Source organism: Paenibacillus peoriae, assembly GCF_022531965.1.
GTDB classification, from domain to species: Bacteria; Bacillota; Bacilli; order Paenibacillales; family Paenibacillaceae; genus Paenibacillus; species Paenibacillus polymyxa_D.
Map to the genome: position 1 here is coordinate 5,621,363 of NZ_CP092831.1, position 12,999 is coordinate 5,634,361.

Annotated in this window: 13 protein-coding genes; 1 reads left to right on the forward strand and 12 read right to left on the reverse strand. The window is 31.8% G+C overall.

Annotated elements, in window-relative coordinates; translation table 11 throughout:
• Positions 1-170 precede the first annotated feature (170 nt).
• Positions 171-1,286 carry a WG repeat-containing protein gene (locus MLD56_RS24915; protein WP_029518774.1) on the forward strand — a complete coding sequence of 372 codons (1,116 nt, stop codon included), beginning with the start codon at positions 171-173 and terminating at the stop codon, positions 1,284-1,286.
• 73 nt (positions 1,287-1,359) lie between these two features.
• On the opposite strand, the gene MLD56_RS24920 is transcribed toward MLD56_RS24915, so the two are convergent.
• The 12 genes from MLD56_RS24920 to MLD56_RS24970 form a co-directional block, all read right to left on the reverse strand.
• Positions 1,360-1,797: a hypothetical protein gene (locus MLD56_RS24920; RefSeq protein WP_029518775.1), complete on the reverse strand. Its 438-nt coding sequence runs from the start codon at positions 1,795-1,797 to the stop codon at positions 1,360-1,362.
• Between the two features lie 1,095 nt (positions 1,798-2,892).
• Positions 2,893-5,391, reverse strand: a complete 2,499-nt coding sequence (locus MLD56_RS24925; protein WP_029518776.1) for an FtsX-like permease family protein — start codon at positions 5,389-5,391, stop codon at positions 2,893-2,895.
• A complete protein-coding gene (locus tag MLD56_RS24930; protein ID WP_049817045.1) occupies positions 5,388-6,155 on the reverse strand; it encodes an ABC transporter ATP-binding protein in 768 nt (255 codons plus the stop codon). The genes MLD56_RS24925 and MLD56_RS24930 overlap by 4 nt, the downstream gene beginning before the upstream one ends.
• The gene (locus MLD56_RS24935; RefSeq protein ID WP_241113444.1) at positions 6,139-7,959 is read right to left on the reverse strand and encodes an ABC transporter ATP-binding protein; all 1,821 of its coding nucleotides are present in this window, start codon (positions 7,957-7,959) and stop codon (positions 6,139-6,141) included. Before MLD56_RS24935 ends, MLD56_RS24930 begins: the two co-directional genes overlap by 17 nt.
• Positions 7,960-7,973: 14 nt before the next feature.
• Positions 7,974-8,489 (reverse strand): TlpA family protein disulfide reductase, encoded by a 516-nt coding sequence (locus MLD56_RS24940; protein ID WP_029518779.1) that lies wholly within the window; start codon positions 8,487-8,489, stop codon positions 7,974-7,976.
• Positions 8,490-8,502: 13 nt separating this feature from the next.
• Complete coding sequence (locus MLD56_RS24945) at positions 8,503-9,021, reverse strand: MauE/DoxX family redox-associated membrane protein (protein ID WP_029518780.1); 519 nt, start codon at positions 9,019-9,021, stop codon at positions 8,503-8,505.
• 19 nt (positions 9,022-9,040) lie between these two features.
• Positions 9,041-9,454 carry a MauE/DoxX family redox-associated membrane protein gene (locus MLD56_RS26190; RefSeq protein ID WP_029518781.1) on the reverse strand — a complete coding sequence of 138 codons (414 nt, stop codon included), beginning with the start codon at positions 9,452-9,454 and terminating at the stop codon, positions 9,041-9,043.
• The gene (locus MLD56_RS24950) at positions 9,455-9,892 is read right to left on the reverse strand and encodes a hypothetical protein (RefSeq protein ID WP_029518782.1); all 438 of its coding nucleotides are present in this window, start codon (positions 9,890-9,892) and stop codon (positions 9,455-9,457) included. It lies immediately after the preceding gene.
• Between the two features lie 123 nt (positions 9,893-10,015).
• A complete protein-coding gene (locus MLD56_RS24955) occupies positions 10,016-10,228 on the reverse strand; it encodes a hypothetical protein (RefSeq protein WP_029518783.1) in 213 nt (70 codons plus the stop codon).
• A gap of 46 nt (positions 10,229-10,274) precedes the next feature.
• Positions 10,275-12,032, reverse strand: a complete 1,758-nt coding sequence (locus MLD56_RS24960) for an asparagine synthase-related protein (protein WP_029518784.1) — start codon at positions 12,030-12,032, stop codon at positions 10,275-10,277.
• Between the two features lie 6 nt (positions 12,033-12,038).
• Positions 12,039-12,452 (reverse strand): lasso peptide biosynthesis B2 protein, encoded by a 414-nt coding sequence (locus tag MLD56_RS24965; RefSeq protein ID WP_029518785.1) that lies wholly within the window; start codon positions 12,450-12,452, stop codon positions 12,039-12,041.
• A 31-nt stretch (positions 12,453-12,483) separates the two neighbouring features.
• The gene (locus MLD56_RS24970; RefSeq protein WP_029518786.1) at positions 12,484-12,735 is read right to left on the reverse strand and encodes a PqqD family protein; all 252 of its coding nucleotides are present in this window, start codon (positions 12,733-12,735) and stop codon (positions 12,484-12,486) included.
• Positions 12,736-12,999 lie beyond the last annotated feature (264 nt).

A 12,999-nucleotide genomic window follows, 5' to 3' on the forward strand; every position in this document is an offset into this window, starting at 1 on the left:
ACGTGATCTCTTATCTTTAATCTCTCAGTAATAGCTGAAAATTAGAAAAATTTAGAATATCAAGAAACATTCCTACATTTTTATCGTCTATATTATGGAAGACCTTACGTATGAGGGTAAGATTTTCCGAAGCCCAAAGTTAAAAAATCAACTCATAAAGGAGCTTATGCATGTTAAAAAAGTTAGGATTAGCTGCATTGATTCTGGTTACTAGCCTCTCCGTTATTGGAACAGGCTGGGCCGCATCCAGCACAACAACCATTGAAGTTTCTAAAACTGCTCTGGATTACAACATTGCTCGCCCGCTGAGCGATGGTGCTTTTCATGATGGCTTATTGGCCGCTGAAACATCCGCTGGAAACCTTGTGTATTACAATACCAAAGGAGCAAAAGCTTTCTCACTTCCCGCCGAGCTTAAACCCGTTGGCGATTTTCATGAGCAGCGAGCCGTCGTCAAAAATACAAAAACCAATCTCTATGGGTACATGAACACCAAAGGAACACTAGTCATCCCTTGCCAATATACCGAAGCCAATTTCTTTTCAGAAGGAAAAGCCAAGGTCACCATAGCAGACACCAAAGAAAATGCAATTATAGATCGAACGGGAAAAATCCTTTCTCATTTTAAAGAAAATGTGGATTCAGAATATATATTTACGGACGGTCTGGCTCTTGCCTACGCCCCCAACACTGGCAAGATCGGTTTTGTGAATGCCTCTGGTCAACTAGCGATTCCTTATAAATACAAATACAGTCGTGGTTTCTCGGATGGCTTGGCTATTGTTCAAAATAGCAAAGAGCTCTACGGGTATATCAATACAGCAGGGAAAGAAGTCATTCCTCTTCAATATAAATCTGGCGGAGACTTCTCGGAGGGATTGGCCCCGGTGCAAAATACCAAGGGGAAATGGGGATTCATCAATAAACAGGGGAAAGTCGTGATTCCCTTTAAATTTACGGATGCTCAGAATTTTAGTGAAGGCCTGGCGAGTGTGAAAAATGCAAAAAACGAAATCGGATTTATTGATAAAAACGGAACGCTGGTCATTAAATATCAACTTAAATATGATGTTACCTCTCCGTTCAAAGAAGGCTTTGCTTTAGTCGGTAAACAAACACAATCATCCGTCTCAGACGGCAAATTTGGCTACATCAATCGTCAAGGGCAACTGCTGACTAAACTTGAGTACAGAGCGGAATCCTCCTCCTTCTCCAATGGCTATGCTGTTGCTTTTATCAAGCCAGGCAAAGCTTTCATTGTATCTAAACATTCCGTTTCAAAATAAAAAAGACGACCCCGGAAACAGATCGAGTGGATCTGCTTCCGGGGTCATTAAATTTCCAATATATCGAATATAATTAGTCGTGTGTGTAGAATTTCACTCCAGGCAGATCTGCTGCCACCCACGAATAGTTAATGGTGTTACTGTTATAATTCTTGGTCCCCGCCTGAGCAACCTGTACTTCTTTCAAAATCGTAATCGATGAACCCTTCGGTCTGACAACGACTACATGACCATGTCCATCCTCTTTTTTGATCCCGATCGTAGGATACCCGAGATTAGCTCTTTTTTGAGCATCCTGAAAGGTTACAGAGTACCAGCCCGGCGCTTTTTTATTCAGTAAAGCATCAGCCATTTGATTGGCTAAGCCGCTTGGCAAGGGTGCTGACATCGCAGACATCACGTCTTGAGCGAAAATATTACATTTCGTTCCACCTACTGGCGAATACTTCTTGTTCGTTTCTACCTTAAAACCGTCAATTACAGATGCGTAAGTACTTGAACTTCTAGCCATTGAAATTCCCCCTGAATATAAGTTGTAGAGGAAATGACGGAGTCGCTTGAACATCTGAATGGCTCCACATTCAATTGATGTTGGCCTCAATTCCCTCTCAACTATTAGGGTGATTTCCGGCTTACTTTAACAACGTAATACAACAGAAAATGGACTATATTTTTCCTGTGGAAGCTTATCGGAGTTTCTTTAAGGGTGCGTACAGATCTGAGTTGAAAAACTGCTAAATATTCTTTTTGTTTACAAATTCGACAAGAACAAATCTTTTAGACTAATTCAGAGAAAAGTTGGAAGTTTACTTAAATACATTTATAAATATTATTTCAAAAGCATCAGATGTCAGTAGATATTCTGGCGGGTGATCTATATGAGGCCTAATTGCTTAAGTTACTTTATTCTATCAGATTTAAATAAATTTGAAAATTTATCACAACTTAAACTTCTGCTACAACAGATTAATAACTGCCTTACAAATTTAGAATCGTTGAATGAAGGTGATCAGAAAGTATATAGTAATATATTTCACAGAAGTGAATATGGTAATTTTATTATAACTTCAAAAGCTTATTCCAACTTGGAGTTTAAGACAGAAATAAGCTTTTGAAATTACTAACACTTACTGCTCGTAAACCGCATTCCCTAGCTTATCCCAAATTTCTAGTCTACGCGTTTCTTTAATGCCATTTGAATGGTTGATAACCAAAATGTGTGAGCTAATTTGGGGAAATGAGTTGCATCAGCCAGCGTATACGCTCCCGATTCATGAAACTAGATTTTCAAGACCCTTATCATCCGATGATAACTATAGTAAGGGTGTTTGTATATATCCCATCGATCCTAGGCATGAACTGCACGTTCTCCTCACTTGCTGTTTTTTGATCACCTGGTCGATACGCTCGTTCGGTCTACAAGAATGTGTTTTTTAAGAGCTAGCTTATGGACCAAAGTTCAAAAAATAATTACACACCTTATTTATAACATGAAATTCTAAATAACATCTATCCTCATATTCATGAGGAATACGATCGAAGTGACAAAACAGTCTCAATAGAGTTACATTTCATTTTCTCAACAAAATATCTTCTTGACTTTGGATTAGGACTTCTCGGCGAGCTCTTTAGGTAAATTCCTTTTGCTTAAATGCCTTCCATAAGGAACAAATATAATAAAACTCGATATTAATAAAACTGCTGTTACTGAAATTATTGCAAGGTAATTAACACGGATCGCCGTTAAGTCAATAAATTTCAAACCATATAAAAGTGCTATTCCTACGATAAAACCTATACACACCCCTAGAACAATATATAATACAACTTGTGTTAATATAATTTGGACTATTCCTTTACCTGTTACTGATAAATTTCTCAAAATTGCGAATTCTTTTCTTTTAGAGTACACATTGCTAATAAGAGTGCTGAATACTCCTAGCATAACACTAAGTAAAATAACAATTATTACAGTGATAAAAATAGCCCATCTTTGATAAAAGGATTTGTTAGATTGTTCTAAAGAGTTCGTCAGCGTGTCAACTTGGAGCCCCGCATACTTTTGCTTCAATTCTTCCAAAGAGACTACCACTTTATTGGGATTAGGATCTACTGTAGAAATAAATACTCGTTCTACTATAGTGTAATTGGTTAAAAAGTTCGGTTCTCCCCAATCTACATAGGCATCTGCAAAAGTCCCTGGCAACTGATCATAAATGCCCGCAATCTTCGCGAAAACTGTAGATGTATTGGTGGCATCTTTAAAATCTGGATATATATTGATTTCCATTGTCTCATGAAGGTTTAAATTATGTTCTTTCGCTATTTTTTTTGTAATGATGATATTATTCTCCTGAGTCTGTGTAATATGAGGTAATAACCCCTGATTCGCCATTTCATTTAAATCTGTAAAACTATAAACAAAATCGGTCTTTTTATTATTTTTTATAAGACTGGCTGAGTTAGCTACACTTACAGTACTTGCTCCCTCCACGCCAGGAATCTGTTTTATATCTTTCACTAATTTCTTGTAATTCTCATTCAGGTTTTTTCCTGCTCGATTGGATATAACTATATTGGTTGGATATTGTGACTCAAGATAAGATTGCTCATTATTCTGAATGGTCTTCATTAGTGAAGCGCCAAAAATAGTAATGACCATTGTAACTGCAATGATAAGTATAATAAATGTATTTTTTCTGATTTGAGGTATTGTATTTTTAACAGCAATAAAAGAATAGTTACCTAGAGATTTTCGGATGGGCAACAGGGTAAAAGAGAGCAATTGAGGAAGATAGACAGGGAATAAGAGAAACAAACCGACCATAGTAAGTATAATAGCTACTGCTATGCCTAATGTCTGCGTGTCCCCACCATTCATCATGACCTTTGCCCATATCATCACAACAATCCCGGTAATACAGAATATTTTCCCTGCTTTACTTAATCCTTGTTTAGAAGTGAACTCATTTTGTTCATTATCCTGCATAATTTTCAAAGGTAAGATTTTTGTACTCCGGTAAGCTGGAATCAGCATAAAACATTCTACAAATACCATGCTAATCAGTGTAGTTACTAAAGCGTACCCATGATTAAATTGAGTAGTTGCAAGTGATTCGGAAAATATTTTTTGTAACCCTTGTTGGGAGACCGTGTTAAAAATTAGAGAGACGATATAACCCAAAGTCGCGCCGCATATATTGAGTAAACTGCTTTGTAATAATATTATTTTAAATAGATCGGTGGACTTGGCTCCAAAAGACCTCATTACAGCAAACTCATGCTTGTACTTATACATAAAAGCTTGTAGATTGGAAATAATAATCAATGAAGTGACTAATAGTATTAAAAAAGATATTGTAATAATTAGAAATCTAAGAGACTTCATATTTTTTTGTAAAAAAGGATCCTGTTCAGCAATGTCAATTCGGAGTTCCTGATCTATCCGATGAATAGAGTTTGCAAGCTCATAGTTATCGGTTTTCTCAGCAGTCTGAATAAGTACATAAGTTGCTTCATTAAGAATCCCAGTTTTTTGAAATTCTATTTTTTTCAAAGTCCCCCACGGTACAATTAATATGGCTGAAGTTGTTCCGCCTGAGTTGGAATCAGCTATTATCTCCTTAATAGTAAATTTTTTATTTTCTAATAATAAAGTTTTCCCTTCAGTCAGGTTCAGAGTTTGAGCCAGTGTCTGGTTAATAATAACTTCATTCCCTTGAATATTGCGACTGAAATGGTAATGGCTTTTAACAAGGGGATCATTCCCGACGCCTAACGTATATAATGACGAATCTAAACCATCTACATGTAAATGGTTTATAAGAACACTTGAAGATTGAATAATCTCCTTACTTGAAATGATTTGATTTAAAAGAGATTTATTTATTACTTTATGTTGTTCAGGGTTGTATCCTACTGACAGGTTCATATTGCCATAAAGTTTGCTCATCTGGATTTCAAGAGATTTCTGAGCATTACTAGAGAACACAGCCATTGTTATGATCAAAGTGAACGTTAACATTATACTCAGTATGGATGAACTCGTGATAAATTTATTAACACGAAAAAAACGAAATGCTAAACCGATTATTGAATTTATCATAATGTTTTCTCCAAAATATTTTTGAATTTATACAAAATTTGATCCAGATTTTGTTGTTCTTCTTCTTTCTTATGAGTGTCAATAATTTGTCCATCATGAAAAAACAGCACACGATCTGCGTAAGAAGCAATGTTAGCATCATGTGTAACGATAATCATACTCTGATTCATACTTTTTTTCATATCTACTAGTATATTCAAGATATCATTTGATGTATTAAAATCCAGATTTCCTGTTGGCTCATCTGCCAGTAAAATAGGAGGCGACATAATAATTGCTCTTCCGATAGCTACACGTTGTTGTTGGCCCCCGGATAACTGCGTAGGCCGGTGTTTACGCCATTGAAGAAGCCCAATCTTAGTTAGTATTTCTTCAACAAGAGCTTTAATATATGAATCGTTTTTACCTTTTAGGATCAAAGGTAACGCAATATTTTCCTCTACAGACAAATCCTTTAATAAATGAAATGATTGAAAGATAAAACCTATTTTATTACTACGGTATAATGTAGCATAAGGCTCTGTAAAAATATTCTTCTGTATCACACCATTTAATAAAATCTCTCCTTCATCTGGGGCATCCATAGCTCCCAATATATTAAGCAAAGTACTTTTCCCTGAACCGCTTGTGCCCATTACCGCTAGCATCTCATTTTGTCGGAGATCAAATGTCACATTATTCAAGGCAATAACTTTACTTTGTAAACTTGAATAAGCCTTGGACAAATGTTTAACAGATAAAACAGGTTCATTCAATATAAACATTCCCTTCACTGTTATAGAATTTAGCCTGTGTCATATACATTTCGTAATATAACCCTCTTTTTTCCATTAATTGTTCATAAGATCCTTCTTCTTCAATCTCCCCTTTGTTCATAACGATGATACGATCAGCAAATTTAGTAGGACCCAGCCTATGTGAAATTGTAATAGTTGTTTTATTTTTAGCTAATTTGTGAAATATTTCGAACACTTGCAGTTCACTTATTGGATCTAATGCTGAGGTAGGCTCATCAAGTATAATAAGATCTGCATCAGTTATAAGTCCCCTTGCTAACGCAATTTTTTGCCACTCTCCACCAGACAATTCAATTCCTTCTTGAATTTCTTTTGTTAAAAACGAATCTAGTTTATTATCTAGTTTCATTACCTTTTCTCTTAAATTAACCTTTTCCAAAACACTAAATAAATATGGATCATCATCTAATTTTGATAAATCACCAAAGGATAAATTTTCTCTTAGTGTATATTTATATTTAGTATAATCCTGAAAAATAGCTGAAACTATTCTATATAGCTTTACTTTACTTATTTGTGTTATATTTATTCCGTTTATTTCTACAGATCCTTCATTAACATTATACAAACCTAAAATACAATTCGATAATGTACTTTTTCCCGAACCATTATATCCGACAATTGATATTTTCTCTCCCTCTACTGCTTTAAAAGAAATATTTTTAAGAGCGGCTTCTTTTGAAGTTGGATAAAAAAATGTTAAGTTTTTAACATTTAACTTTTCAAATCTCTCTAGATTATTCTCTTCATATTCTTGAGTTTCTTGTATATAAATTCTTTCTGTATTCAAACTCAATACTCTTAACAGCGAAGTATTATAAATTGCAGTCTCATAAATAGAGCCAATATTTCCACCTATTAATCCAAATATACTCTGAACTGATGTAACTGCCGCTAGCAGAGCCACATAATCCCCAATTGATAGCATATTTTTATTAATTTGATTAATAAGGAGTAATGAAACTCCTAAACTAGATGCTTGCAAAATAAAAATTGCCAAGATGTTATTTTTGAATTCCCAAAACGCTAAATTTAAGGTATTCTTTTGTATAACCTTATATAATCGCTCCCATTTTTTTATCAAAAAATCACCAATAACGTATACTTTAATTTCTTTTATCGAATTTCTATTTATAAATAAACCAGAGGTAAAGCCTACTTCTCGTGAGATCGAAGCAGTTGAGCTATTATTTTTATATCCTTTTGATTTAGTCATAATTATAATTACTATGCTCGGGAGCGTCGATATAAACAAAGCTAAAGGCATTGTCCAATGTATTGTAAGTAATATTCCCAATACTCCAAATAAAGATAGTAAGCCACCTATTATATTAATAAAATTTTGTATTACCTTAACTCCATTAGTCGTAATAGAAATATCCGCTAAATTTATATCATCATAAAATTTACTATTTTCAAATTGATCAAATGGTATATCTACTATTTTTTTAAAAAGTAATCTTTTTAAAACAAATTTGACACTCTCAGATATCTTAGCAAAGATATAATTTGAGAAAGAGTTTAAAATCGCAGAAATATATTGCAACAAAAACAACAAAGTTGCAAATTTAATTGCATTCAGAAACATTAAATCATTTGTACCAATAAGACTTATAGAGTCAATTGTTTTTTTGTTAAGTATAACTAATGCAGGGGGAAAAATTGATATAAGTAATGTAGATAAAATGAAAGTGATGCAACTAAATGGGTTTTCTTTATAAATTAATCGAATAAAGTAAATTTGACTTTTGAAAAATGTTTTAAGTGACAAACTCAACTCTTTTCTCATATTAATTCATATTTAGCAATGTATTTAGTAAGGTTGCTTTCTGATAGATACCCTTTATCAATAACTTTTCCATGAATGTCACTTACCACAAAAAATGGAAATGCGTTAATTTTCAAGGTTCTTGATAATGTCTGCGCATCTACAAAAAAAGTATTATCTTCATAAAGATATTTAGGCATTCTCACGATTTCTTCATTGGATTTATTCACAACAATCTTTAACGATTTTAATGGTTTAAATAAATTCAGTATCTTTAGAATTTTATTACATTCCTTGCAATCAGCATTTAGAAAAAATAATACTTTTATTTTCCCAAGCTTGATCTCATCACGAATATTTATACTTTGACCATTAGTTTTATGCATATTTATTCCAGGTATTTCCTCCCCGAGCTCAATGCCATGTTTAACCACCTTGTTATTCTTTATTTTCTGTATTATGATTAGTAACATAAGAGTTATTATGCTAATAATAATCAAAAGAGCCAATATTATTTCATTTTCAAAAACCACAGAGATTCCTCCTTCAAAATTCGTCTAATACCCTTCTAATGAGAATCATATTAGTGCCCCATAATAAAGATATAAAAATAACTATACAAATTTCTAACTGCCCGTTCGTTTCAAAAAAAAAGTTTAGGTTGTTGCTTTTGTATATAATGCTCGGTATAAGACTAATTAGCAGTAAATTAGCTTGCAATACCCCCCCAAATCCATGCCTAGATTTTATTAATTTACCAAAACAAGAGCAATTTGTATTGTCGTTACTTATCATTGCACTAATATGTGTGTACATAAAACACAAAAAAACAGCCATACAACCCGTTAATATTATTAACTCATTCCCTTTTATAATAAGGAAAATAGAAAGTACTATTTCAACGATTGGAATTAATAAAGCTATAAAACCAAGATATTTTATCGGTAAGAAATTAAATTTTTTTAAATCATTTGTTGTCTCTACAACAGAAAACAATTTGGATAACCCAGATATCAGTAAAACGATTCCAACTCCCACACGGAAAATCAACGAAATAATTAACATTTTAGTTCTCCTCTAAACTTTATAATAGACGCACCTTTACTCCAAATAAAATTATTATAAAAAAGAGAAAGCTGATGTTAAAAAAAATAATTTTCAAAGAACCTTTCTTAGGAACTTGTAACGGAAAGCAACCGCAGTTATCATAATTAAAATTCTTTAAAGATCTGAGATTAAGAAATATATATAAAAATTGCAAGCTAACACAAAGGAGTATCTCTCTTAAAGAATATATCCCAAAAATAAAATATAAAGATACAAATAACTCTAAAACAATTAAAAACGGCGTAATTAATGATAAAATTTTTTCGTTTTGAATAAATTTGTATTCATTCAAAGCCCTATAAAAAAAATATACTTTTTTGACTTTACTGATGCTAATTTTAAGATAAAATAATCCAATCAAGAAAAAAACAATTTTAATCATGATGTACATCTAATGCACCTCATTAATTTTAATTCTAATTTCAGTTATTAATCCTTTTAAACTTAAATCAAGGAAAAATTCGTCATCGAAGTTAAAAATCTCCTTTGTTATTTGATCAGATTTATAATATAATGATGGAATATAGGTTAGTTTCATATCACTAATTATATCTTTTATCTCATCAGAACTTTCATGAAGTGATTCAATTTTAAAAAAAATACATTTCTCCTTTTTTAAAATTTTATGATATATTTCTTTGAATATATCTATATCATTATGCGCTTCTTTCTCTGATATTATAAAAATATAACCCGTGTAATTTTTCTCAAGTTTATTCAACTTTCCAATTTTTTTTAGAAAAAAATTGTTTGAGAGAATTTTTTTGACTAGAGCCAAATATATAAAAATGCATAAAATGGTTATAATTATTCTAATATTTTCCATCATAATTTTACTCCATTTTAATTAGTATGATCATATCAGCTCTTGTTTAGCTGATATGATCATATAACAGTATTATGTTATTTATAGGGGATTTATTATTTTTTAAATTTTGAAATTATCTTAATCTTAACACTCGTTTGAATCAGAACTGCAGGCCTCAACTACTTTACAAACCCTAACTTCTTGAGGAAACATCTGAACGAGTTCCATTCTTCTTTTTGTTGTCTTATATGCTCCGGTTTTATCAAAAGTCGCGTTTTCGGTTCCCCAACCGCACTCTCCTTTGATTAGGTGCTGGCTATCACCACAACTTACAATTTTAGGACTAGTATATTGCATTAATATTCCTCCTATTATTCCCTATAAATAACATAATAGTCTTATACTAATTACTGAACTTATAATCATAAAGAGTTTTCCACAGTTCAATTGTTAACAAAACCCAGAAATTGTCAGAAACTGCTTTCCCATTTCTCCATTCTGTCAGCATTTCTTGCCATTTAACTTCCGTTACTAGATCTAACTCTGTTATCATCTTTGGTTGACATAAACTTTGATATATATCACCCCAATTTTCTCTAATGCTTTTATAAGTATAGGCTAGGTGTGTTGTTTTATTTAATCTGTTGGCTATGTCTTCTGTAAGCAAGTCTCTCAATGCTCTTCTTAGAATAAATTTGTTCTGATAAAGAGAAAAAGTAAATTCTCCAGGAATCCTATAAATAAATTCAACCAACCTCCTATCTAAAAAAGGATGCATGAGATTCACTCCTGTTAGTCCTCCTATAGTTCGATCCATAAATAAATGTGCTTTTGAATTGTTCATTTGAAGATATAAATATTTCTGATGAGAATATTTTATTTTTTTACTTTTTTCAAAACCTATTTGATTTGTTAATTTTTTCGGAAAAATTGTGTAGTCCAAAAAATTATTAAATGCAGATGTATTCGTAGCAACAGAATAATTAGTAATATAATTTAACACTCGTTTAATTTCCCCCCTTCTCAACAAGTCTCTCGTTACATACAATGAACCTGTTAGTAATTGGTCTCCTGCATAACCAGTTAATACATTTCTGCTTCCTGCTTTAGCAGCTTCATTTACCAAAATAAAAGTAAATTCAAATGTTAGAGCACTCGTATGTGGCTCATAAGAGAAAGGAATACCTCTAGGAAAGTTATTGTACATTAATTGACTATCAAATCTTTTAAAATTCCCTTTATCATTATATTTGTCAAGTAACTTACATATAAATGAACTCTCATCACATTCTTTAAGTTCATCGAAAACAGCGCTCACAGACGATATCATCCTATTTTTGTTGTTTTTATCACTACAAATAATTTTTGAAGCTGCATAAATAGAAGTAGAATCTAATCCACCACTTAGCATAATTGTATTCTCACTGCTGGTTTGTAACCTCGATTCTACAGCTTTAAAAAAAATACTTTTAAACTCATCTATATAATCATCTACATTTTTAAACTCCACCTCATCATTCAGATCTGATAAGTCCCAATAAAGCTTTTTCTCACTAAAATCATTATTAAACCTTATGTAGCATCCGCTAGAAACTCGATGCACTTCTACATATGGGGTAATCTCACCGTCTACAATCCCATCATATTTCACAAAATCAAAAAAGTAATTTATGTTAATATTTTGGACGTTAAAAAATCTTTTTAACAGAAACATATCATTCGCTAAGATATAACCATCTTTACCTTTTATCCAAAAAAGAGTCTTCACACCCAAATGGTCTCTAATAGCATATCCTATTCTTGAACCTGTATCATATATAATAAAAGAAAATTCTCCAACTAACTCCTTAACAAAGTCTATACCATTAGCTCTATACAATATGCTGATTAAATTCAAAACGGATATAGAACTTCTCAGCTGGTATTTATGAACCAAATCTATTTTATTATGCAATTCTATATCCCCTACGATAAGTAAATCTCCGCACTTTATGAAGCTTAGTTCATCTTCTTTACTACCTGCCCATAAAAATTCACCATCTTCCCATTTAAAACTACTATGTTTAACTTCAATGCCAAATTCCTCTTCAATCTCTTTTTTTATATCAATTTCATTATAGTCGCTCTCAGAGAAAAACATACGAGCTATGAACCATTGCAAAGTTAATCACCCTTTTCTATATTCTAAAGAGCTTAAAACTATTTTGTACTTATTTGTTTCAAATTCACTGTCTAATATATTATGATTTTTTCTTATTAACCAAGCATGGGCCTCTAATGGGAACTTTCTTACTCCAACCACCATATCAACTTCAATCCCATATTTTTTTCTAAGTCTTCTATATCCTAGAAAAGTCTTATGTATACAATCCGCTTTTCGAGGATACCAAGCACAAACAATATCAAGTATATCAAATTCTAAATTAATTCTGTCAATTTTATCCTTTAATTCAGCTTCTTTTAAGTTTATTTCTTTATAGAAAGAATATTTTTTTGAGTATTCAATAAAAATCTTGTTAAAACCTTTCCTACGTAGTTTCAAATCGAAAAACAAAAGTAAAAATGAGAACTGAAAAAACAAAAGTGCTTTTCTAACTTTTTTGTTACTCAGTCTACATCACTCCTAACTCCCTTAACCTTAATAAAAAAGTGTTTAAATCGCTCTCAACTTCTTCTGGTTTTACCTCAAATTGCGTACAAATACTCTCAATTATATCCTTTTTATCGATGTTATTAGTGATCTTTTTCCAAAATAATGAAGATATATAGTCTAATGCATAAAACTTATTATTTATCATATCTATTAATAAAATATCCCCTTCTTCTTCATAAATAATTAAATTTTTATTTTTTATGATTGACAATAACATATCCTCCAATAAAATCTAATTTTATATTAACATAGTAAACTAAATACAAAATTTTGTAAACCATAAATCCAAATTCCGTTTATTTTTGACAGCATATGGTCACATCTATCATTCTCCTTCAATAATTTATAAGCTGAACTAAAAATGAACAAGGGTGGCAAAGAACAAAATCGCTAATTTTTCATATATTTAGTAAGAATCTATTAGAAGAAACTACACAGGTATGAAGCAAGACAAGAAGTTTTTCATCCAATTTAC